Source organism: Thermococcus sp. 21S9 (genome assembly GCF_012027635.1).
Taxonomy (GTDB): domain Archaea; phylum Methanobacteriota_B; class Thermococci; order Thermococcales; family Thermococcaceae; genus Thermococcus.
The window spans coordinates 1828043-1851018 of sequence record NZ_SNUS01000001.1 but is presented as its reverse complement, the minus strand read 5'-3'; the positions used below and the strand labels follow the sequence as shown (position 1 = coordinate 1851018).

21 protein-coding genes and 1 tRNA gene are annotated in these 22976 nt (G+C 53.3%); 12 read left to right on the top strand and 10 right to left on the bottom strand.

The genetic code is table 11. The features are described from left to right. Positions 1-21 precede the first annotated feature (21 nt). Together E3E28_RS10410 and E3E28_RS10405 are read right to left on the bottom strand one after the other, a co-directional pair. Positions 22-288, bottom strand: a complete 267-nt coding sequence (locus E3E28_RS10410; protein ID WP_042690112.1) for a 50S ribosomal protein L35ae — start codon at positions 286-288, stop codon at positions 22-24. Positions 289-323: 35 nt separating this feature from the next. Beyond that, on the bottom strand, positions 324-989 hold the full coding sequence (locus E3E28_RS10405) for an HAD family hydrolase (protein ID WP_167915434.1): 666 nt from the start codon (positions 987-989) through the stop codon (positions 324-326). Between the two features lie 84 nt (positions 990-1073). On the opposite strand from E3E28_RS10405, the gene pepQ reads away from it, so the two are divergent. The 3 genes from pepQ to E3E28_RS10390 are packed head-to-tail and all read left to right on the top strand — an operon-like array spanning position 1074 to position 2622. Next, positions 1074-2126: a Xaa-Pro dipeptidase PepQ gene (gene pepQ / locus E3E28_RS10400; RefSeq protein WP_206203898.1), complete on the top strand. Its 1053-nt coding sequence runs from the start codon at positions 1074-1076 to the stop codon at positions 2124-2126. 51 nt (positions 2127-2177) lie between these two features. After that, positions 2178-2375, top strand: a complete 198-nt coding sequence (locus E3E28_RS10395) for a hypothetical protein (RefSeq protein WP_240921753.1) — start codon at positions 2178-2180, stop codon at positions 2373-2375. Continuing rightward, the gene (locus E3E28_RS10390; protein ID WP_167915019.1) at positions 2365-2622 is read left to right on the top strand and encodes a type II toxin-antitoxin system RelE/ParE family toxin; all 258 of its coding nucleotides are present in this window, start codon (positions 2365-2367) and stop codon (positions 2620-2622) included. Before E3E28_RS10395 ends, E3E28_RS10390 begins: the two co-directional genes overlap by 11 nt. On the opposite strand, the gene E3E28_RS10385 is transcribed toward E3E28_RS10390, so the two are convergent. Next, on the bottom strand, positions 2619-5213 hold the full coding sequence (locus E3E28_RS10385) for an ATP-dependent helicase (RefSeq protein WP_167915018.1): 2595 nt from the start codon (positions 5211-5213) through the stop codon (positions 2619-2621). The genes E3E28_RS10390 and E3E28_RS10385 overlap by 4 nt on opposite strands. A 90-nt stretch (positions 5214-5303) precedes the next feature. Here E3E28_RS10385 and E3E28_RS10380 point away from each other — a divergent pair, with 90 nt between their 5' ends. The 7 genes from E3E28_RS10380 to E3E28_RS10350 all read left to right on the top strand — a co-directional run bounded on the left by E3E28_RS10380 (position 5304) and on the right by E3E28_RS10350 (position 11474). Continuing rightward, the gene (locus E3E28_RS10380; protein WP_167915017.1) at positions 5304-5612 is read left to right on the top strand and encodes a hypothetical protein; all 309 of its coding nucleotides are present in this window, start codon (positions 5304-5306) and stop codon (positions 5610-5612) included. Positions 5613-5636: 24 nt separating this feature from the next. Continuing rightward, positions 5637-6692 (top strand): glycosyltransferase family 2 protein, encoded by a 1056-nt coding sequence (locus E3E28_RS10375; RefSeq protein ID WP_167915016.1) that lies wholly within the window; start codon positions 5637-5639, stop codon positions 6690-6692. Positions 6693-6826: 134 nt separating this feature from the next. Next, positions 6827-7753, top strand: a complete 927-nt coding sequence (locus tag E3E28_RS10370) for an inorganic phosphate transporter (RefSeq protein WP_167915015.1) — start codon at positions 6827-6829, stop codon at positions 7751-7753. Between the two features lie 33 nt (positions 7754-7786). After that, complete coding sequence (gene tgtA, locus E3E28_RS10365) at positions 7787-9526, top strand: tRNA guanosine(15) transglycosylase TgtA (protein WP_167915014.1); 1740 nt, start codon at positions 7787-7789, stop codon at positions 9524-9526. 38 nt (positions 9527-9564) lie between these two features. Then, positions 9565-9641, top strand: a tRNA-Val gene (locus tag E3E28_RS10360). 291 nt (positions 9642-9932) lie between these two features. Continuing rightward, a complete protein-coding gene (locus E3E28_RS10355; protein ID WP_167915013.1) occupies positions 9933-10274 on the top strand; it encodes a hypothetical protein in 342 nt (113 codons plus the stop codon). A gap of 27 nt (positions 10275-10301) precedes the next feature. Continuing rightward, on the top strand, positions 10302-11474 hold the full coding sequence (locus E3E28_RS10350) for a hypothetical protein (protein ID WP_167915012.1): 1173 nt from the start codon (positions 10302-10304) through the stop codon (positions 11472-11474). A 48-nt stretch (positions 11475-11522) separates the two neighbouring features. On the opposite strand, the gene asnS is transcribed toward E3E28_RS10350, so the two are convergent. Then, complete coding sequence (gene asnS, locus E3E28_RS10345) at positions 11523-12815, bottom strand: asparagine--tRNA ligase (RefSeq protein ID WP_167915431.1); 1293 nt, start codon at positions 12813-12815, stop codon at positions 11523-11525. A 220-nt stretch (positions 12816-13035) separates the two neighbouring features. On the opposite strand from asnS, the gene E3E28_RS10340 reads away from it, so the two are divergent. Beyond that, the gene (locus E3E28_RS10340) at positions 13036-14244 is read left to right on the top strand and encodes an amidohydrolase family protein (protein WP_167915011.1); all 1209 of its coding nucleotides are present in this window, start codon (positions 13036-13038) and stop codon (positions 14242-14244) included. A 66-nt stretch (positions 14245-14310) separates the two neighbouring features. On the opposite strand, the gene E3E28_RS10335 is transcribed toward E3E28_RS10340, so the two are convergent. The 4 genes from E3E28_RS10335 to E3E28_RS10320 all read right to left on the bottom strand — a co-directional run bounded on the left by E3E28_RS10335 (position 14311) and on the right by E3E28_RS10320 (position 19060). Further along, entirely contained in the window at positions 14311-15474 is a 1164-nt protein-coding gene (locus tag E3E28_RS10335; protein ID WP_167915010.1) for a thiamine ABC transporter substrate-binding protein, read from the bottom strand. 87 nt (positions 15475-15561) lie between these two features. Continuing rightward, complete coding sequence (locus E3E28_RS10330; protein WP_167915009.1) at positions 15562-16044, bottom strand: TIGR00288 family NYN domain-containing protein; 483 nt, start codon at positions 16042-16044, stop codon at positions 15562-15564. Then, complete coding sequence (locus E3E28_RS10325; RefSeq protein ID WP_167915008.1) at positions 16041-16562, bottom strand: TIGR00288 family NYN domain-containing protein; 522 nt, start codon at positions 16560-16562, stop codon at positions 16041-16043. The genes E3E28_RS10330 and E3E28_RS10325 overlap by 4 nt, the downstream gene beginning before the upstream one ends. Positions 16563-16630: 68 nt before the next feature. Next, positions 16631-19060: a tRNA(Met) cytidine acetyltransferase TmcA gene (locus tag E3E28_RS10320; RefSeq protein WP_167915007.1), complete on the bottom strand. Its 2430-nt coding sequence runs from the start codon at positions 19058-19060 to the stop codon at positions 16631-16633. 123 nt (positions 19061-19183) lie between these two features. Between E3E28_RS10320 and E3E28_RS10315 the strand changes: the two genes are divergently transcribed. Beyond that, positions 19184-21079 carry a S9 family peptidase gene (locus tag E3E28_RS10315; protein ID WP_167915430.1) on the top strand — a complete coding sequence of 632 codons (1896 nt, stop codon included), beginning with the start codon at positions 19184-19186 and terminating at the stop codon, positions 21077-21079. Here E3E28_RS10315 and E3E28_RS10310 read toward each other — a convergent pair. Together E3E28_RS10310 and E3E28_RS10305 are read right to left on the bottom strand one after the other, a co-directional pair. Then, positions 21076-22296 (bottom strand): hypothetical protein, encoded by a 1221-nt coding sequence (locus E3E28_RS10310; protein ID WP_167915006.1) that lies wholly within the window; start codon positions 22294-22296, stop codon positions 21076-21078. The genes E3E28_RS10315 and E3E28_RS10310 overlap by 4 nt on opposite strands. Continuing rightward, the gene (locus E3E28_RS10305) at positions 22293-22973 is read right to left on the bottom strand and encodes a hypothetical protein (RefSeq protein ID WP_167915005.1); all 681 of its coding nucleotides are present in this window, start codon (positions 22971-22973) and stop codon (positions 22293-22295) included. Before E3E28_RS10305 ends, E3E28_RS10310 begins: the two co-directional genes overlap by 4 nt. Positions 22974-22976: the final 3 nt, after the last annotated feature.

The window sequence follows — 22976 nt, the reverse complement described above, 5'->3', positions numbered from 1 at the left end:
GGGTTGAGGGGCTTTAAAGGTTTAGAGAATCTCGACGATGTCTCCAAGGGCCTGCCCAGGAAGACCAGGCTTGAAGACGGCCTTGACCTCACCGCGGTTGCCGTGGGTCTTGATGACCCTGCCGAACATCTTTCTTCCCGTCGGCGTCCTCCAGACGACCTTCCTGCCGATGAGCTGGGCCGCGCTTCCCCTGTCGTCGATTCCAATGGGCTTGAGAATCATTCTGTGGTTGTCCTGGTGCTCGTGAGAACCCGCGTAGGAGAGGACGACAGCCTTCACCCTTGCCATCGCCCTCACCAGGCCTTGGTTTGGGGGCTGGATTTTTAAGTTTTATCTCCCAGGAACTCGCTCAGGCCATCGTCTATCTCGAGAACCTCTCGGATGGATTTTATCTTCACGAAGTTCACCCTGTCAAAGAGGAGCGGAACGTCGCTCTTGTAGGGTGAGGCCTTTTGAACGAGGAGCGTGTTCTCGTCGAGGACGTAGGTGAAGCGACTCGGGCTGTCGTCAATCCACACGAAGGGTTCATCCGGGTAAAGCTCTCTGAGTGTCTCGAACTTCTTGAGCATGTCCTTCGTTCCCTTGAAGGTTATGACCTCGTCGAACTCGTCGTACCAGTTGGTCTTTTTCATGAAGATGACCTTTCCGCCGGGGTAAGTGTGCTCGCCCGAGAAGCTTATCACTTTTCTCCCGCGCCTCCTGAGCTCCCTGACGACTTCACGGGCGAAGGGGAAGTCTTTGATGTACTTGGGCATCAGATTGTAGTACTCGTGAATCGTGCCCTGCGCCACGAGCTCATGGATGACACCGAGGTGACCGTAGGTGAGCTTGCCCTTGATGAAGAGGAAGAGTGCCTTGTAGTACTCATCGTACAGGTCGCTCTCTATTACCACTGGAATCGTCTTCTCGATGGCTATCCTCAACGCCTTCTCGACCGCGCCGGTGCTGTCAACGAGCGTTCCGTCGAAGTCGAAGAGGTAAACCGTCACACTTAACACCTGTTCAGGTTTCCACCTCGGAGTTTATATCGTTTCCGAAACCGTTTTATCCAACCCCTCCAACTTCCCCCGGTGATGGTGATGAGGATTGAAAAGCTGAGGGAGTTCATAGCGGACAAGGAACTCGATGGCGTGATAATAACACACAAGCCGAACCTCTACTACTTCACCGGCTCGGCCCCCGTTCTCGGTGGCTACCTGCTCGTAACGGCTGATGAAGCCCTTTTCCTCGTCCCCCAGCTTGAGTATGAGGAAGCCAAAGAAACCTCACGCATCCCCGTTGAGGCTTTCAAAAGGGGAACCGAGCTCTTCGAGAGGCTCAAGTCCTTCAAGCTGAGGAAACTCGGAATCGAGGGAAGAACCGCCTACTCAACCGTCCAGAGCTACCGCGAGAAGCTCGGAGTTGAGGAGTTCGTTACCGTTGACGACGTCATAAAGGAGCTAAGAATGGTCAAGACAAAGGAGGAGCTTGAGGTCATCCAGGCCTCGTGCGAGATAGCTGACCAAGCGATGCTCGTTGCCATAGAGGAGATAAGCGAGGGCAAGCGCGAGAGGGAAATAGCCGCCAAGATGGAGTACGTCATGAAGATGAACGGCGCAGAAAAGCCTGCCTTCGACACGATAATCGCGAGTGGCTGGCGCTCGGCCCTTCCCCACGGTGTCGCGAGTGACAAGAGGATAGAGAAGGGCGAACTCGTCGTCATTGACGAAGGTGCCCTCTACAACCACTACAACTCCGACACGACGAGAACGATAGTGGTCGGCAGTCCGAACGAGAAGCAGAAGGATATCTACTATGCCGTCTTGGAGGCCCAGAAGAAAGGTGTCGAGATGGCGAGGCCGGGAATAACGGCGAAGGAGCTCGACACAATCGTCAGGGACGTTATCAGGGAGTACGGCTATGGTGACTACTTCATTCACTCGACTGGACACGGCGTCGGCCTTGAGATACACGAGTGGCCCGGAGTGAACCAGAGCGACGAGACCGTCCTCAAGCCCGGTATGGTCGTCACTGTCGAGCCTGGCATTTACATTCCAAAGTTCGGTGGCGTTAGGATAGAGGACACGATAGTCATAACCGAAAACGGGGCCAGGAGGCTGACGAGGACGGAGAGGGAGCTAATCTGATTCCACTAACTTTTTATTCCACCGATGCGTATTAACAATTCGGCGGTGGTAATGATGGAGAGCGTTGAGAAACTCATCCTCCAAGAGCTTCGCGAGATTAAAGAGGAGCTTAGAGTGCTCAACTCGAAGATTGACAACTTTGCGGGCTATTTCGAAGCCGGTGAGGACGAGCTTCAGGAGCTGATGGCTGAGTTGGAGGACGCTAAGAAAAAGGGCGTAAAGCTCGAGGAGGTTCTCCATGAGCTATGAGGTCGTTCTTTCGAGAAACGCTCTGAAGTACATCAAGAAACTGCCCCCCACTGACAGGGAGCGAATAAAGGGGGCCCTTCTTAAACTCAGCCAGAATCCCTGGTTCACACAGTATAAAAAGCTCAGGGGTTATCCGTTTTATCGCATAAGGGTTGGAGATTATCGCATAATCTACAGCGTTGACGAGGACTCAAAAACGGTCTACGTCGTTCGCATAGGAAGGAGGGAAAACGTTTACGACCTCTAATTCCCTATCATCGCCATTATTTTTCTGTGCAGGGCCTTAATCAGCTCCCTCCTGTCCTCCATCAGGACCACGTCGCTCGAGCCAATAGCTTCCAGATTGAAGGCGAAGGGACTCGGAACGGCGTTCCTCTGGAAGATTACCCTTATCTTCCCCTTCTGAACCCAGCTCAGGAACAGCTCCGCGTTTTCCACGTCCATCTTGTCCTCCATAATCTCGCGGTAGACCTCCTTCAGGAGCGGGAAGTCGGGGTAGTTCTCCTTGAGCACCTTGAGGAGCGAGACCGCCATGACCTGTTGCCTGCCGAGCCTCTTGCTCCTCCCGACGTAGCGCCTCAAAATTAGCAACCCGCAGTTGGCGACGTGCCTGAACCGCCTTTTCAAAAGCTCCGTGTTGTCCAGGGCCCGCTTTAACGTTTCCCTCAGGTCATCAACCTCAAAAAGCTCCATCACCTCCTCCTCGCTCAGCTCAACCTCCGGCGGAAGGAGAAGGGCGAAGCCGTTGTCGTTTATCGCTATCCCTACGTTGCAGTTCTTTTTCTTGCTCACGAGGTAGGCGAAGGCCCTGCTTAGAGCGTCGTTGGCGCGCCTCCCAATTAGCGTGTGGAAGAAGTAGCGGTTCCTCCTGTCCCCCGGAACGAACTCAACAAGAACCGTCTCGTCGTCTGGAACTATTGAATACCTCGCCTGCTCGCGGAAGTAGGCGATTATGGCGCGCGAGGCCTTCTCATCTATCCCGTACTTCTTTATGAGCCTTTTAAGGGCGTCCTTCCTGCTGAGGAGGCCCTTAACCTCCCTCCTAAAGCGCTGAATATCCACCGCTAAATCGAAGCTGAGCGGGAGCATCTCCGAGAACCACGCTGGAATGGTCGGCTTGGCACCCTCGCGCGGAATGACGTAGAGCTTGTTTCCACGGCTCTTGACGAACTCGTAGGTTCTTCCTGCTAAGACGAAGATGTCGCCGGGCATCAGCCTCTCGGCGAACTCCTCCTCAACTGTGCCTATTAGCTTTTTGTCCATTGTGTAAACCCTGATTTTGGCCTCATCGGGAATCGTGCCGACGTTCATGTAGTAAATCGCCCTCGTCATCTTTCCGCGCTTTCCGAACTTCCCGTCCTCCAGCCATATCTTGGCGTAGACCTTCCGCTCCTCCAGTCCGGTGTATTCTCCGGCCAGATATTTCAAAACGCTCATGAAGTCCTCGAAGGGCAAATCCCTGAATGGATAGGCCCTTCTGACGACGCGGTAAGCTTCGTCAACCTCCCAGACCCTGTTTAAGGCCATTCCGAGAAGGTGCTGGACGAGGACGTCAAGCGGGTTCCTTGGAATTCTGACGCGGTCAAGTCGTCTGTTCCTCGCGTTGTGCGCCAAAACGGTAACCTCAACCAGGTCATCTCTATCGAGGGCCAAGATGACGCCTTTGCTGACCTCGTGGAGCCTGTGGCCCGCTCGCCCAATTCTCTGTAAAGCGCGGTTCACGCTCTTCGGCGAGCCGATTAGAACCACTAAATCAATCGTTCCGATGTCTATCCCGAGCTCAAGGCTCGTTGACGTAACAACGGCCTTCAGCTCGCCCCTTTTCAGCTTCTCCTCCACGTCCAGCCTAACCTCGCGCGACAAACTCGAGTGGTGCGCCTCTATGAGGCCTTCAAACTCGGGGTAGCGCTTCTTCAGGTTGAAGGCGACCCTCTCGGCACCGCTCCTCGTGTTGGTGAAGATTAGCGTCGTCCTGTGCTCCCTGATAAGCTCCGCCAGTCTCCTGTAGAGCGCCTCGCTCAGCGCTCCGGCAGGAGTGTAGATTAGGTCCTCGACGACGCTCTCGACCTTTATTTCGGTCTGCTTGGTGAAGCTTACGTCAACGATAAGGCCCGGCCTCGGCTTCCCATCGTCATCGAAGCCGAAGACGAACTTCGCTATCTCTTCCAGTGGGTGTATCGTCGCGCTGAGGCCGATTCTCACGAACCTCTCCTCGGCCATCTCTTGAAGTCTCTCGACGCTCAAGGCCAAATGACTGCCCCGCTTGTTTTCAGCCAAAGCGTGAACCTCGTCTATGATGAGGTATTTAACCGTCTTCAGCCTCTCGCGGAACTTGGGGGCGTTTAGAGCTATCGCAAGGCTCTCCGGGGTGGTTATCAGAATGTGGGGAGGTTTCTTAACCATCTTGCTCTTCTCGTAGCTCGACGTGTCGCTCGTCCTTATGCCGACGCGAATTTCGGGTAAATCGTAGCCGAGCTCCTTTGCCACTTCCTTGATTTCGGCCAAAGGTCCTTCTAAGTTGCGCTTTATGTCGTTGTTCAAAGCCCTCAGCGGCGAGACGTAGAGGACGTAGATTTTATCCTCGAGTTTGCCCTCCTTCCCGAGGAGAATTAGCTCGTTTATGGCCGAGAGGAAAGCGGAGAGCGTTTTTCCGGAGCCGGTCGGCGAGGAGATGAGAACGTTCTCGCCTTTGTGAATCTCAATGACCGCGTAGCGCTGTGGTGGCGTGAAACTTCCGAACTTTCGCCTAAACCACTCCCTAACCGGCTCGCTGAGGATTGAGAATATCTCCTCGTCGCTGTATTCTCTTCTCGCCCACCTTATCCTTTTCCTCGCCATCGGCCACCCGTTGGACTTTCGGTTTTTAAACTATTCGGTTAGTTAAGCAAACTTTTTAAGTGGGCTTGGCGAACTAAATCCGGTGGGAGAATGGAGGTAGAGGAGAAGCTCAGGAAGGTTCTCGACGAGTTCAACCGCCTTCACGGTAGCGAGGCCAGCGCGAGGATTCTAAAGTTCGAGGGTGACGAGGTAATCATAGAGTTCGAGGGTTCCTTCTGCGCCACCTGCGGGCTTTACGACTACTTCGATGACATCAAGTGGGAGGCGATGGATTTGGGCCTTGAGCTTGAGCCGGTTGAGGTTATTGAGGCCGAGGAGGACGATTTCGAGCACGGCCGCTACGTTGTGAAATACAGGCTCGGGAGAAAGCCCGTCCTCGCGGTGAGGGGTAAGGATTAAAACTTTTGGGCAGATTTTTCAGACATGAACCCCTCTCTCCTCGCCGTTGCGCTCGCGCTCATCTTCCTCTGGGACGGCTACTTCTTCTTCAATTACATAATTAGCCTTTTCAGGAATTACGGAATTAGGGAATGGACGCCGGGGGTTTCAATCATAATCCCCGCTTACAACGAGGGGGAAAGGGTTCTCAAGGCTATACGCTCGGCGCTCGCTCAGGATTATCCGGATTTTGAGGTCATCGTCGTCGATGACGGCAGTGAGGACAGCACGTTTGAAGTCGCCTCGTCCGTGAAGGACCCACGCCTGAAGGTCTACAGGAAGGAGCACGGGGGCAAAGCCAGGGCCCTGAACTTCGGCCTTTCCAAAGCGTCTGGCGAGATAATAGTGACGACCGACGCCGACAGCTACCTCGAACCGACCGCGGTTAGGGAACTCGTGAGGCGCTTCTACTCCGACGAAGTGCTCGCCGTTGGAGGACAGGTAAGGGTCATGGGGGATTCCTTCCTTGAGAGGGCGCAGGACGCAGAGCACCTTAGGATAGCGATGTTCCGCAGGGCCAAGGAGCTTGACGACCTTAGCCTCGCTCCCGGCCCGGTTTCAGCCTTCCGCAGAGACGCCCTCGAGAGAATCGGGGGCTTCGTCGAGGACATCGTCGAGGACTACGCCACCACAAAGGCCGTCAAGAGGCTCGGGAAGGTGGTCTACGCGCCGAGGGCAAGGGTCTGGACGGAGATGCCGAAGAACCTCTCAGTTCTCTGGCGCCAGAGGAAGCGCTGGTTCCTCGGCGACCTCAAGAACCTCGGCGGAGGTTTTACCAAGGATTGGAGCTTCCTCCTGCTCGGCGACTTCATAGCCCTCCTCGACGTTTTGGTTCCTCTCTTTTTGCTCGCGACCGGCAACTTTGACCTCTTCGCCCTCTGGTGGTGGTTCGAGGTTGTCACAATGCTTCTCCCAACACTCGTTGAGGGTGGAAAGCTATCCAACGCCCTTCTCTTCCCCATAATTGTCTGGTTCTGGGCGCTCTTCTACCTCTCGCTCCACGTTTATGGTTACATTAGGCTTCTCACCGGGCGGTTGTGATTCACTGCGAATCTAAATCCCGCTTTTGTTCCCCGATTTCAACACCACTACCGCAACGCTTTTAAATCCGAAACCCTTTTAAAGTGCCCAACCCCGTGCTACATAGACTATATAGAATATAGAGAGGTGAGGGAATGATAGCTCTCATCGCAGCGGCGTTCTTTATGGCATGGGCCGTCGGAGCGAACGACAGCGCAAAGGCAGTTGGCACAGCGGTCGGTTCAGGGATAGTGGGCTTCAAACGGGCCGTTCTAATAATAGCGGTTTTCACTACGTTAGGTGCAGTTATCGGCCACTCCGCCGTTTCAGGGACGATAACTGGACTAGCGAGCGGTTTATCGGCTGGAGAAGTCGCTTTGGCGCTCTTCAGCGCGGCATCGGCCGTTACAATTGCGAGCCTGTGGGGACGGCCGATATCGACGACCCAGTCCATAATAGGCGCGCTCATAGGTTCTTCCCTCGCCCTCGGTCTTCCCGTTGACTGGTGGACGATAGGTAAAATCGTCTCGGCGTGGTTCTTCTCGCCGGTCTTCGCCTCTCTCTTAGCGATAGCGATATACAAACTCTACAAGCCATTCCTCAGGAGGATAAAGTGCCTCAAGAACCTCGAACTCACTCAGAAGTGGTTAGTCTTTCTCGCCTCGGCCTTTTCAGCCTTCAATCTCGGCACGAACGAGGTCTCGAACGTCATCGGACTCGCAAAGGCCGGCGGAATGTCCGACCCAAACGCCTTTCTCGCCCTTGTGATGGCCTTCGGAACGCTTACCTTCAGCTATGAGGTTATGATGACGATAGGAAAGGACATAGCACCCCTCGGCCCGACCTCGGCATTCTCGAGTCAGTTTGGGGCATCAATAGCTGTCAGCACCGCGAACCTCTTCGGTCTGCCCGTCAGTTCGGGCCAGGCGATAGTCGGGGCGATAAGCGGGCTGAGCGCCTACAAGGGGGAGCACGTTAACAAAAAGCTCCTCGTGGACATCGTGAAGAGCTGGGTTCGCGCGCCACTCTTCGCCGGAATCCTCGCCTTCCTGCTCATCAAGCTCTTCTCGGCAGGCTTTTAAGGTCGAAGTGGTAGGGCATTGAGAGGTGAGAGCATGGAGTTCAGGTTCGAGGTTAAGGCGCGCGACGCGGCCGGAAGAATAGGAAAGCTCACCGTCAACGGCAAGAGCATCGAAACTCCCGCCATAATGCCCGTCATCAACCCGAAACAGCTCATCGTGACGCCGAAGGAGCTCAAGGAGATGGGCTTTGGGATGATAATCACCAACTCCTACATCATCTACAAGACGCCGGAGCTGAGAGAAAAGGCCCTTGAGCTGGGCATTCACAGGCTTCTCGACTACGACGGGATAATCGAGGTGGATTCTGGCAGTTTCCAGCTCATGCGCTACGGCGAGGTTGAGGTTACCAACGGGGAGATAATCGAGTTCCAGGAGAAAATCGGCGTTGATATAGGCACCTTCCTCGACATTCCGACCCCTCCCGATGCGCCGAGGGAGAAGGCCGAGGAGGACCTCAGGATAACCCTCGAGCGGGCGAGGGAAGCCGAGAGCATCAAGAACATCGCCATGAACGCGGCAGTTCAGGGGTCCACCTACCCGGACCTGAGAACTTATGCCGCGCGGGAGCTCAGTAAGATGAACTTCGAAATCCACCCGATTGGGGCCGTCGTTCCGCTCATGGAGGGCTACCGCTACCGCGATTTGGTGGACGTTGTTATAGCTTCCAAGCTCGGCTTAAGACCGGACAGGCCCGTTCACCTCTTCGGTGCAGGCCATCCGATGATTTTCGCTTTGGCAGTCGCTATGGGCGTTGACCTATTCGACTCGGCGAGCTACGCTTTGTACGCTAAAGACGACCGCTACCTGACGCCCGAGGGAACGAAAAGGCTCGAAGAGCTTGAGTACTTCCCCTGCTCCTGCCCGGTCTGCTCCCGCTACACTCCGCAGGAATTGCGTGAGATGCCGAAGGAGGAACGGACGAGGCTTTTAGCTCTTCACAACCTCTGGGTGATACGCGAGGAGCTAAACAGGGTCAAGCAGGCAATAAAGGAAGGGGAACTCTGGCGCCTCGTTGACGAGCGCGCCCGTTCCCATCCGAAGCTTTACTCCGCCTACAAGAGACTGCTCGAGTACAGGGACTACCTTGAGAGGAACGAGCCGGTAACCAAGGCGAGCGCCTTCTTCAAGGTGAGCGAGGAAGCGATGAGATGGCCCATCGTTTACCGCGCCAAGACGAGGGCCGAGCGCGTCGCCAGAAAGTTCCCCGAGAAGGTAAAACACCCGATATTTGGCGAGATTCCAAAGTACCTGAGTTTGAGCTACCCCTTCGCCCAAAGCGAGGGTGAGGAGGACTTCACGATAGAAAAGCCGAGGAAGAATGAAGCGAGGAAGTACATCATGGCGGTGGCGGAGTATCAGTTCGGCGAAGGAGCGAGCGAGGCTTTCAAAGATGCATTCGTCGAACTCTCGCGGAAGACTGGCATGCCGAGGCAGGTGAAGGCGAAGGGTAAGCACCTCGCGACCTTCAGGGCGGAGGACGGCCTGTTAACGCTCGGCATCGAAGGGGCAAAGAGACTCCACGCGCTCCTGCCGTTCCCGAGGATGCGCGTCGTTGTCAACGAGGATGCCGAACCCTTCGCGAGAAAGGGCAAGAACGTCTTCGCCAAGTTCGTGGTCGATGCCGACCCCTCAATCAGGCCCTACGACGAGGTTCTGGTTGTGAATGAAAAAGATGAACTCCTCGCGACCGGGCAGACTCTCCTGAACGGCGAGGAGTTGAAGGTCTTCCAGAGCGGGCTGGCGGTGAAAGTCAGGAGAGGCGTTGAGAAGTAGAAAATTTTATAACTCCCCCTCCTTCCCTATTTTCGGGCGGGCCCGTGGTCTAGATGGTTATGACGCCACCCTTACAAGGTGGAGGTCCGGGGTTCGAATCCCCGCGGGCCCACCACATCAGCCCTTTCTGACGAAAGCGCTGGCGGAAGATGATGTGCCTTTTTAAGAGTGTAAGTTTTAGAGGGGTTTCTGTCAAACTTGCTCAACTTTTGGTGTTTCACTCCAAGAAGGTGCCCGGAGGCGCCAAAAATAAGTTGAAACTATCTTAAGGGGTTTGTTGTAGTGTTAAACCCTCTAGGGATTTGCTCTTTGGTTAGTGCACGATTGGTATTTACTCGTTAGAGAGAAGGGCACTTGTGCACTTGTTTGGTCAAGCTTTCTTAAAGCTTGCTCGCCTACGCGAAGTTTGACCAAGGCTCGTGATTCTTTTCAAAAACACAACTCTAAGAAGTTTGCATTTTTAAATAATAGTGCTCTCAAGGAATTTCCTTCAAAGGAGCCATTTGGAAGGGGTTTCTCCAGAAAAGCGCTCCTTCGGAGCGCAAGAAAAGTAAACCCACGTGAGAAAGCTTCACAAAATACTAGGAATTCGCATTCCAAAAAAGCCGTTAAAAGCGCAAACACTCTCAACGGAGCCCCTACAAAAAGAATCACAAACTCTAATGAAACTTTGCCTTCGCAAAGTTTCTCTGGTGAAGCTTTTCCCAAAAGCTTCAGCGATGGAGAACGAATGTTCCCAAATATTTAAATCAGGATTAAGTTTGACTCTGAACATATGAGGAAGATAATCAACTGCCCATACTGTAGCAAAATTCATTCAATTGAATTGGATTCAGATTTGAATAATCTATATATTCTTCCCGGGACAAAGCAACGTTCTAAATTTCTTTGGGGCTCGTTTGAAGTGGACAAGAGAAAAATATTAGTTTCTGAAGCTACTTGTCCTTACTGTGATAGAGTATTTACTGTGGTTTCTTTGAAGGGTGAGCTGAATAATGCGTGTGTTATCAAGAGACCTCCGATAATGAGACTTCTTTTTGCAGAGATTTCCTTTAGTTTTCACGGTCGGGAATTTCGAGTTTTCCCATTGTATTGGCTTCTTTTTAGTGTGATGATTATAGGATATTCTCAGGAACGGTTGATGCTTAGTCTTCTTTCTGCAGTTCTCTTGATTGCATTTGTATTCCTGCTTCGTGGCATTAACGACTTCCAAGCTTTTGACTTTTTTGGAAAGCTTCCTCTGAATCTTTCAGGGATATACCTAAGAAAAAACGCACATGTTCTAAATTGCCTGTTTATTAACAATACCTTTAGATCTATAGCGGGTATCGAATTTGCTCTCTTTGGTTTTGGACTTTTTAAATTCCTTCATAATGGTCCATATATAGTGCGTTATCTGATTTACAATATCCTCTTATCATTATTTATTGGATATATGTTTGTAGTGCCAGCGAGTATAATCAATGAAATAGAACTCCTTATCGAAACATTTTCTTACAAGATTGTTTTTGATAAGTGGTTCAACTTTAATGAACTTGGTCAAGTTGTATTAAACGTGCTATCATCCAGTTTGATAATATCTGCTGGATTTGCACTTTTCGTTTTTATAATAGAAAAAGAAGCCTTGGTTGCTATTGGTATAGGGCTCTTTTTAAGTTTGCTTACAGGATTTATTGGTATTCACCTTTTATTAACCCATCATAGAAATATAAAACGTGCTAAACTTAGAGAACTAGAAAAACTTCAAAAGGCTCTTCAAGAGGAATATGAGAAACTGCGTTCTAACCACTCTACTTCAACCAAATTCTCAGAACTAAAAGTGGCCATTGATGCTGTCAAGGAAATAGAGGAATGGCCGAGAAGTTTCAAGTATCTTGTAACTGCTATGGTTACAGTTGGTACTATGGTAATTTCAGCTTTGATTAGTCACTTTCTGAACCTGAAATAAACTAAAAGAGCAAGAACTTTCCGCGAGCGCTTTGCGCCAGCAAAGGGCTCACGGGTAGAGCCTGCTGGGCGTCCTCGGGAAGAGGGTGGCCCAGCGGACGTGGTCAAGCTTGAGGACCCACGCGACGAGCCTCTCAAGGCCGAGACCGAAACCGCTGTGCGGAACGGAGCCGTACTTCCTGAGGTCGAGGTACCACTGGTAGTCCTCGGGGTTCATTCCCTCCTCCAAAATGCGCTGCACGAGCTTGTCGTAGTCATCCTCACGCTGGGAACCGCCTATTATCTCGCCATAGCCTTCGGGAGCGAGCATGTCCGCCGCGAGAACTTTCCTTGGGTCCTCCGGGTCCTCCTTCATGTAGAAGGCCTTGATGCCCTTTGGATAGCCGTAGACGAAGAACGGGGCCTCGAACTCCTCGGTAAGAACCCTCTCCTCGTCGGCGCCCATGTCCTCTCCCCACTCTATCTCGACGCCCTTGCTCTGGAGTATGTCTATGGCCTCGTCGTAGCTTATCCTCGGGAACGGCGGAACGGCGTTCTTAAGGGTCGTTAAATCCTTCCTGAAGGTCTCAATCTCGCCCCTCCTGAGCTCAAGCGCACGCTGAACCATGTAGCTCACCAGCTCCTCCTCGACCTTCATGATGTCCCAGAGGTCCATCCATGCTCCCTCAAGTTCGAGGTGCCAGAACTCGGTGAGGTGTCTCCTAGTCCTGCTCTTTTCGGCTCTGAAGCTCGGCGTGAGCGACCAGACCTTTTCGAGGCCAAATATAGCCGCCTCAAGGTAGAGCTGGGCCGACTGGCTCAGGTAAGCATAGCGGTCAAAGTACTTGAGCTTGAAGAGTGTCGAGCCACCCTCTACCGCCCCTGTGACGAGTATCGGCGGGAAGACCTCGTACCAGCCGTCCTGGAGGAGCCACTCACGAGCGGCCTGAACGAGTGTGGCCTTCACCTTCATTATGCTCGCGACCTTGGGCGAGCGGAGATGCAGGTGCCTGACGTCGAGCAGGAACTCCGGGCTTGCGTCCTTCGTTATCGGGAAGAAGTCAACGTTCTGGATAACTTCAAGCTTATCTGCCCGAACCTCGGCGCCGGTTGGAGCGCGCGGGTCAGCTTTGACGATTCCCTCGATGATGACGCTCGACTCGATACCGAGCTTCTTGGCCTCCCTGTAGGCCTCTTCGTTGAGTTCCTTGGAGAAGACCACCTGAACGATTCCGCTTGAGTCTCTAAGCACTATGAAGACCTTCTTTCCGACTTCCCTCTTCCTGTAAACCCATCCGGCGAGCTTAACCCTCTTTCCTTCCATTTCGGGCTTAACGTCGGCACAGTAAACCTTATCAATCACCTTTACCACCTCCAAAAGCTTTCCAGCGGGGTTTATAACGCTAACCCAATCAGAAGAGGCTATTCAGCCAGAGCGACAGGACCCTTAGCCTTGACTCAATCCGAACGAGCCGGGGCATGGTCGGAGTTTTTCGTTTTGGGATTTAAATCCTTTGGGAATTTGAATGTCACAACGTCAAAAGGTTTAAGTTCTTCCCTGCCGTATGTTCAACGGTGGGAGGATGTTTGCGCTGGTCGGAAAGCTCGTCGATTACCGCTCCGTTCGAGATGGGGCCGTCATCGTCGAGGATAACATCATTCGGGCCGTCGTTCCGGTGGGGGAACTGGGGGAGTGGGGTGTTGACGAAGTTTACGGCGGGAAGAACTACCTCGTGATTCCCGGCCTAATCAACGCCCACACTCACGTGGCAATGGCGCGCTTTAGGGGTCTCGGCGAGGACCTGCCGACGGAGGAGTGGCTTGAGAAAATCATCTGGCCGATGGAGCTGGAATGGACGCGGAAGGAAATCCGTGAGTGGGCTGAAGTCGGCCTTAAAGAGGCTTTGATGAACGGCTCGACGACGGTAAACGACCACTACTTCTTCGCGGACGAGATAGCGAAGGTTGCCGAAAGGCTCGGGATAAGGGCCTTCATCGGCCAGACGGTTATGGACGAGGTTGATTTCCCTCTCGCAAGTCCTGATGAAGGTTCCCGATTCTTCAAGCGCTGGCGGAACCGGAGCGAGCTCGTAACGCCCACCCTGGCACCGCACGCAACGAACACCGTCTCGCTTGAGCTGATGAAAGAACTCGCCGAACTCTCCCGGGAAACCGGTGCAAGGGTTCACGTTCACCTCGCCCAGAGCAGGGCTGAAGTTTCTGATGTTAAAAGGCGCTACGGCCTTTCGCCTGTTGGTCTCCTCGAAAGGGCTGGGCTTTTGAACGAAAGTCTAATCGGCGTCCACGGTGTTTACCTGAACGATTCTGACTTCGAGAGATTGGCCAAGGCCGGCTCGACCCTCGTCCACTGTCCGACGAGCAACGTCAAGCTTGAAGCACGGACCGTGAACCTGAGGACACTCCTTGACATTAGCCTTAACGTGGCCCTGGGCAACGACTCGCCCAACCCAACCGGAATCCTTGACCCCTTCCTTGAGATGAGAACGGCCGGAATCGTGGCTAACCTGACTGCCGGAAAGGCGCACGCGATTCCAGCTCGAGAGCTCTTTGGAATGGCGACCGTTGGAGGGGCAAGGGCTCTTGGATTAAAGGCCGGACTCATTGAGCCCGGCTATCTCGCGGATTTGGTCCTGATAAACGCCGACAAACCATGGCTCAGGCCGTTGGAAAACGTTTACTCGCTCCTCGTTTATTCCGCGAGGGGAAGCGACGTGGAGATGGTAGTTGTCAATGGAAGACCTCTGATGAAATTGAGTAATTCAAAACGCTGACAAAACTCGAGTGTTCTACGCAAGCGGGCTGGTTTTAGTAATGAGTAAAAAAGAATGGGACTAAAATCACTTCCTCCTGAGGAGGAGTGGCAGGATGGCGAGTCCGACTATGAAGGCCGGACCACAGATGCTCGAACCCCCGCTGGTTGAGCTTCCAGTTTCACCTGTGTTGGTGCTCTGGGTCTGCGTTGGCGAGATTTCCTCGGGGGATTTGCCCTCTACCATCAGCTCCCTCCACTCCTTGAGCCACTTGTCGGTGTTCTTAGCGAGCTCCTCGGAGGGAATTGAGATTACCCTGGCAGAGCTGACGTTGAGGGCGTAGCTGAAGCAGGCCGGAAGCTTGACTTCTTTGTTAACCGGATACATCCACTGGTTGAGTGGGAGCTTCTCTTGGGCGGTCTTGCTTATCAGGAAGTTTATGAACTCCTTTGCAAGTTCAAGGTGCTTCGTTCCCTTGACGATTCCCGCTCCCTCAATCTGGACGTAGGCGGTGTTGTTGAGGAAGATTGCCCCAATGTTGGTGCTGTTCTCCTCGCAGGCCGCGTAGGCCGGGTCGGTGGCGTAGCTGACGAACAGAGGGGCCTGGTTCTTGTCCCACATCTCCCAGCCAGCTCCCCAGCCCTTGACGATTATAACGTCGTTCTGCTTGAGCTTCTCCCAGTAGTAGGGCCACTTGTCGCCGTAAACGCCAATCGTCCAAAGGAGGAACGCCATTCCGGTCGAACTCGTCAGCGGGTTCTCGACGATGAGCTTGCCCTTCCACTCTGGCTTCGTCAGGTCTTCAAAGGTCTTCGGCGGGTTCTTCACGACGTCCTTCTTGTAGACTATCGCTATAGCGCCATAGTCATAGGGCGTGAGGTGGAAAGTCGGGTCGAAGTCCTTTATAATCCAATCGGGAATGTACTTCGCGTTCTCCGGCTTGTAGGGGATTAGAATGTCCGCCTGAAGGGCCTTCTGGAGGTAGCTATTGTCTATTCCAACGACGACATCGGCCTGCGGGTTGTTTTTCTCGATTATCAGCTTGCTGAGCACTTCTCCAGCGTCGCCGAACGTCACGAGGCGAACCTTGACGCCGTACTCCTTCTCGAATATCGGAATGATTTCCTTCATCCAGGGCTCGATGCTCTCGTAGGAGTAAACGGTCAGCGTTTCCTCTGCCTTTACAGGCTTCACCCACAGGAGCGAGGCGACGAAAAGGGTCGCCACGAGCAGTGCCAGAGCCTTCCTCATTGAACCACCCCCAATTAACAGGTTGTTCTGTTTCATAACCCGATAATCGGGGGATTAAAAAAGGTTTGCCTCCCAACTCTGGCCACTTCAGTCCTCTACCTTGCTAACCATCTTGATGACGTAATCGGCAGCGTTCTGAAGGGCCACAGAAAAGCCGGGCTCGGTGCCTATAACTATGGTTTCCTTTCCCTTCCTCTTGGCCTCCTGAATTATGGGCAGAAAATCCGCGTCCCTCGTGGCCAGCGCTATAACGTCAACGTCGGAGTTGTAGATGAGTTCCATAGCCTCTATCGCTATCCTAACGTCTGTGTCTCCAGCAACTATCACGGGCTCAAGCCCCTGGTTGACGACGGCTTCTATGAGCCCCTGGGGGGCGTACTGGTTTAGGACAACCTTCGCCACCCTTATCCTTCCAAGCCTTTCAAGGGCCTCGACGATGTCTTCGAGCTTTATCCCGAACTCCTTCCTCAGGATGTTCGGCCCGTCTATTATGAGCCCGATACTCTTACCGCTTATCTCCTCTTCCGGTTCTTTCTCGCGCTTAAGAACCTTGATGAGCGTTTCCTTCACTCCTCTTCCCTCCCCTCTCTCTTGGGCTCAAGGATTATGGTATAATCCGCCGCGTGCTTGAGGGCAACCGAGAAGCCGGGCTCGACGCCGATGACCACCGTTTCTTTCCCCTTCTCCTTGGCCTTGAGTATGACGGGCAGGAACTCCGCGTTCCGCGTCGCGAGGGCTATTACATCTATGTTAGGGTTGTAAATCTCGCGCATGGCCTCAACGGCAAGCTTGACACCGGTCTCGCCGGAAACGACAACCGCCTCGAACCCCTGGTTGGAGACGGCTTCTATGAGCCCCTGGGGAGCGTACTGGTTGAGGATAACCTTCGCAACGCGGATGTCTCCGATGCTTTCGAGAACGTCAACGATGTCTTCGAGCTTTATCCCGAACTCCTTCCTCAGGATGTTCGGCCCATCAATGAGAAGGGCTATTTTCTTTCCGCGCTTGGACTTCTGTTTAATCATCCCAATGCTCTTTATTCCGTCCTTCGTCATCGATATTATCTTTTCCCAGCTTCCGCCTGGCATAGGTGTCACCGTTGAAATCACTGAAACTAACACGGCCTTTTACGGGCCAATGATATAAAAAATGTTCGTCAGAGGAGCCTCTTGTAGTAGTACCAGAGGCCCCTTATTATGTCGCGCACCTCAATCATTGTGAAGGTCTCGGTTCTGTCTATCAGCTTCGCAGTCTCTTCCCAGCTGTGGGCCTGGAGAACGCGGTAGATGAGGAGCTTTATCTGCCTCTCGTCGAGGTACGGCTTCATCCAGCCATCGAGGAAGTAGAGCTTCACTATCGGCTTCACAGCATCTACCACGGTATCGTAGGTCAGGACCTTGCCCGTGAACGCATCAAGCCTCTTCTTCTGAATCTCCGTGAGGTGAACCGGGTAGTCAACGGCCTCACCGAAGGGCGTCTCGAAGAGCCAGCGCGCTATCTCGGGCTCAAGCTCCCTGTGCGTGTCTCCGAGCCACTCGGTAAGCCTTATCCTGAACTCGTCGTTGGCCTTCTTGATGAGCTTCTTGGCCCTCTCGCTTATCGGCTTGAGGACTATGGCGGTAAACTCACCGCTGACCGGGTTTCTCGCGGGGCTGAGGTGAACTACCGCGAAGCCGTTCCTGACCCAGAAGCGGACGAGCTCTTCACTGGCTCCAAAGCCAGAGCCTATCCAGTCGAGGCCCTTTTCCCTCGCTTCCTTTTCGAGGAGTTCTAAGGCCTTGCTTCCCAAGCCTCTGTCCATCGCGTCCGGGTGGGTTGCAATCCTCACTATGCGGTAGCCCTTCAGCTTCGCGAACTCCTTGAGATAGTGGTGCTTGACCATCATGTCCGGGATTATGTTTCCGCGAGGCTTGTACCCCTTGGCCATCTTGTCTATTACCTTCTTCGGAATCCCGCCTTCCTTGGCAATCTGTATTGCCGTCACTATCTTGCCGTTCTTGAGCCTTAAAACCCTAGCCTCGTGGTGGGGCGCGTCAGCGAGTAAAGCCACGTCGCTCGGCCTGTTGCGGTAGTGGGCGAGAATGTATATTCCGACGAAGTGCCTCAAATCGGGCCTGTCGTTCTCGAACCAGTCGTCCAAATCTGGCTCTTCCAGATAGACCTCCTTCTTCTCAATCAGTTCGAAGTCCTCATCGGTGAGCTCCACGGGCTCAGCATCGAGCAGGAGAACGTCGAAGAGCCACCGCTCAATCGGGTCGTTTTCCGCGTAGCGAATCGGCTCGTCCATGTGAAGCTCCTTAAACTCCCTCTTCTCCCTCGCCCTCTTGAGGAACTTCACCGAGAAGCCCCTTCCTGCCCCCTCGTAGCCGTGAATCGTTGAGGAGTAAACGACGCGCTCCTTGTTGAGGTACTTGTGGAGTATCGGAACGTGGATTCCGGCCGCTTCATCCAGAATGTAGAGGTCGGCGCTCTTCCTGTAGCCCTCGGCCGGCGGATAATAGCGCAGGCCGATTTTCCTCGCGTAGAGCTCCTTTATCAGTCCGCGCTCTTCAACGACGTAGGGCTTGAAGCCGAGCCTCTCAAGGGCGCGCTTGGCGAAGCGGAAGAGGGCCTGAACGTTCTCAAGCTCGGGGGCTGTGACAACAATCCTTGTCCTCTTCTTTAGAGCTAAGGCTAGACCTATCGCGCCGATTCCAACGGAAACGCTCTTGCCCCTTCCCCTATCTGCCGTCAGAACGAGCATTCCGCCCTCGACCAGTTCCTCGAAGGCCTTCAAAACCTCAACCTGCCCCTCGGTCAGGGCCATCTCGTAGAGCTCCTTCGGGAAGAGGGTCTCCTCGGGAATGGGGACGCCCTTTCTGGCCTTAATCCTCGCCTGGCTCTTGCTCCTCTTCGGCTTCTTCTTGGCCTTTCCGTTCTCGGTGATGATGTAGATGCCCTCGTGCTCCGTGAACTTCCTGATGAGTCTTCTGTTGAACCGCTTCTTGACGTCGTCTATGGTGTAGGGTGGCGTTACGAGGCTCTTGTGGAAGCCCGTCCACATGTTCTTCCACTTCTCGAAGGGGTGGGCGAGAATGAAAATCAGCCCCCCACCGCGAACGGTCTCGATAATCCTTCCGAGGTCGTTCGGCGAGTAGTCGTAGCTCATGTCAAGGATGAGCAAATCGTAGGTTCTTCCAAGGATGTCACGGGTGTGCTTGAAGGTAACGGCTTTTACCTCGACGTTTGAGCCTGCTAAAACGTCGAAATGCTTCCTGAATGCCTCGTAGCGCTTCCTGCCGAAGGTCTCCTCGCCGAGCGCGTCGGTGGCGTAGAGAACCTCTATTTTATCCTCGCTCTCGTCGCGGAGGCGCTTCTTCATCAGCTCGTCGAGAACCCCGCTCAAAACCCTCGCAGAGGCCCCCGCGAGTATTCCGGCCAGCTCGGCCTTCCTCAGCGTGTCGCCCTCGATTACAATCATTCTCCTGTGGAAGTTCTCGAGGGCCTGGGCTAAAGCGGTCTCGGTGAGCTTTAAGATTGAGTCCTTAACCTTCTCGCCCTTCGCGTAGTCTCTCACTTCTTTGTCAAATCTGACCTTCACGGTCATGGCTTCCCCCCGCTAAAGGGGAGAAGGGGAATTTAAAAACCTTCGGAGCTTTCGAGATGTCTCGATATCCATCGAAACGCTAAGCTTTTATACGAAAAACACCGACTTACCCCGGTGGTTTCTATGAAAGGTCTGACCGAGAAGGACCTCGGAAAGTTCAAGCTCGTCGGCAACCTCGATGCCTTCAGGCGGAAGGTCGTCTTCCAGGTTACCGAGATAAGCGTCGAGAAGGACGACTACTTCTCAAGGCTTTACCTCTACGACGGCAGGAAGGTTAAACCCTTCACCTCGGGAAGGAAGGACTCAAACCCGAGATTTTCGCCAGACGGGAAGCTGATAGCCTTCACCTCCAAGCGCGATAGGGAGAGCAAAGAGTCCGAGCTCTACGTCATCCCAACCGACGGCGGTGAGGCGAGGCTTTTAGCGAAGTTCAAGTACGGCATCAAAAACCTCCGCTTCACCGAGGACGGTAAGAGCATAGCCGTTATAACGCCGATAGACGTCGAGAAAAAGCCCAAGGATGACGTTCACCTTATCAAAGAGATTCCCTTCTGGTTCAACGGCGTCGGCTGGGTCTACGGGAAGAGGAGCGTCGTTTACCTCGTTGACGTCGAGAGCGGAAGGAAGAGGCGCGTAACCCCTAAGAACCTCGACGTCTCGCAGGTTCGCTTCCACGATGGAAAGCTCTACTTTATAGCTCAAGAAGACCGCGAGAGGAAGCCGATGGTGAGCGACCTCTACGTCCTTGAAGGCAGGAAAGCGAAAAAGCTAACTCCCGGAGAGTGGGGCGTGAGCGATTTCATTCCGCTCGACGACGGGACGTTTATCCTCAAGGCCAACACGAGGGAGAGGGGCATTCCGACGAACACGCACATCTACCACTACAACCCCGAGACGGGCGAGCTGAGGAAGCTAACCGCTAAGCTCGACCGCTCGGCCTACAACTCCCTCAACAGCGACGTTCGTGGAGCACAGAGGGCCGAGCTGGTCTTCAGGGACGGCTGGGTCTACTACGTTGCAACCGACGGCCCGAGGGCGAACCTCTTCAGGGTGAACCTTGAGGGGAAGATAGAGCGCGTCATCGGCGGTGACAGGAGCGTCGAGAGCTTCGCAATCGGCGACTACATAGCTTTCACCGCCCAGGACGCGGTCACTCCACTGGAACTCTACGTCCTCCGCGACGGCAATGAGAAGAGGGTCACCGACTTCAACGGCTGGATTAGGGAATATAATCTCTCCAGACCGGAGCACTTCACGGTTAAGGCCAGCGACGGCGTTGAGATAGACGCCTGGATTATGAAGCCCGTTGGTTTTGAGCCGGGAAAGAAGTACCCGGCCGTTCTCGAAATCCACGGCGGGCCGAAGACGGCTTACGGCTACGCCTTCATGCACGAGTTCCACGTTTTGACGGCTAAAGGCTTCGTCGTGATATTCTCCAACCCGCGCGGTAGCGACGGCTACGGTGAGGAGTTCGCCGATATAAGGGGCCACTACGGGGAGCGGGATTATAAGGACCTCATGGAGGTCGTTGACGAGGCCCTAAGGAGATTCGACTTCATTGACGGGGAGAGGCTTGGAGTTACCGGCGGTTCCTACGGGGGTTTCATGACCAACTGGATAGTCGGCCACACCAAGCGCTTCAAGTCTGCCGTAACCCAGCGCTCGATTTCGAACTGGGTGAGCTTCTTCGGCACAACGGACATCGGCTACTTCTTTGCTCCAGACCAGATAGGTGGCGACCCCTGGAGCAACACCGACGGCTACTGGGAGAAGAGCCCGCTTAAGTACGCGCCGAACGTGGAAACTCCTCTCCTGATAATCCATTCGATGGAGGACTACCGTTGCTGGCTTCCGGAAGCGTTGCAGTTCTACACCGCTCTGAAATACCTCGGCAAGACCGTTGAGCTCGCCCTCTTCCCTGGCGAGAACCACGACCTGAGCAGGAGCGGAAAGCCGAAGCACAGGGTTAAGAGGCTTGAACTTATCGTAGGGTGGATGGAGAGGTGGTTGAGGGGCTAATCTTTTCTTTCCCTCAGCACTTTCTCAAAGGTCTCAAGTATTTCTTGGACTTCGGGACTTCTGAAGACGGGCTGAACCTCTTCTAAACTGGGAGCAGTTTCTGATTTTGACTTAATCAGGTATGGATAGAGGTATGAGAGCAGGAGAATTCCGGCGATGAAGGTGAAATCTCCTGTAAAGCAGACGATAAGAAGCAGAGCAGTGATGGGAGATATTATCACGGCTACCTTAATGAGTTGCCTGCTGAGCTTTCTGTTCATGCTGAGTGCAAAGGTGGCGAGATACCCAAAAAATCCAGCGAGGACAATCCAGCCCCTGAATGAAATGAGCGCAAGAGGTATCCATTCGATTCCCGTAACAGGTGGAGTCCTGAGCAGATAAACCCTGCCACTCTTCTCGACTACGCTTGTAAATGCCCTCCATTCAATGATAAGACCAAGCATAGCCGTGATTGGGATGTAGAGAACGACATCGCTCACCATCTTTGGTGGGGTTGCAAAAAGGTACAGTGCCCATGGGAGCAGGAAAAGTCCAAAACCAGCTCCTATAAGACCAGAAAACGCAAAGGACGTTCTCAACTTCCCAAGCTTCGGTATTTCCTCGTCTTCCTTTTCCTCACGCTCCCCGCTTTCAAGGGGATTCCATCGAATAAACCTGTAGGCCTGATACGCAAGAACTATGAGCAACAGCAGAATGTATGGAAAAGCTAAATGAAGTAAAAAATCTCTCGTTTCCTTGTCGCTGAGGGGAGAGGGCACCTTCCCGGAAATATAAACTCCAACCTGTGTTTCTTTGGCCGTTCCGTTCGGATAGCTGAGCTCAAAGGTCAGCGTGCTAACCTTGTTGTAGAGAATCCACTTATTGCTTGAATTAAGATGGAGATATTCCATGAACTGCTCTATGGAGGAGTTTAAACCCAGCGAGATACTAAAGGGCACTTCTACGAATTCTTTTTCGGGGTTAACTTGAACTTCCTGGCCATTTACAAGTTTTGTTCCTGAGAGTTTGACGTGAACTGGAACACCGTTGAAGGACTTTAATTTAACCTTAACATTCTCCATTGGACTTCCCGAGATTGTGCATTCTAAGACGGGGTGGGTTGCGTTTATCATTTGAGAACATACAATATCCGCTCCAAACACAGGTTTAGCAGATGGGACTGCTACCATTATGACGATTAGCGTTACAATAAGCTTCCACCAGTTTCCTTTCTTCATGCCGCCCACCCCTTATCACTTCTCAAGAAGAATGGAATGTCCCTGCCGGCAACCGTTGCGCACAGGACCAAACACGCCGGTCCGAGCCAGAGAATGGTCGTTGGTGGGAAGGCTCCCATTACGAAACCGAGACCCAACCACAGGGCTGAGACAACAGGCGAAACTTTTCTCAGGGCATTTCTCGGTCTGTCGAATCGTCCTAAGAACACAACGAGGGGAAATCCCAGAAGGAGGTAGCTCAGTTCGTCTGGGTATCCTATGGCCGATAGTGGAATCCACTCCAGTCCTGTTGAGACGTACTTTTCATTTTTTGCCTCCGCCCTCTCAAACATTATCATGGCCACCATAACGGAGAGCGTGAGAATTTCCGGGATATGCCCCTCAACGACACCGGGGCCGGCAACCCATGAAAGAGGATACCAGATGAGGGAGTATATGAGACCCGGCAGGAACAACATTACCAGTACCAAATCGAGAGTTCCCACCGGCTCTTTATTATTTCTTGGCTCTGGTGCTTTACCCATCACAAGCCTCGACGTTTCGAGGGCCCAGCTTACAATCAAAAAGAATGTGATTGCAATTATCCATATCAGGTTTTCAACTATCGTCTTAAAAAGTCCGTTGAAAAATGCAACTGCAACGTGCTCTAAAGTTTTAATGATTTCAGGAGTGGCCATGCT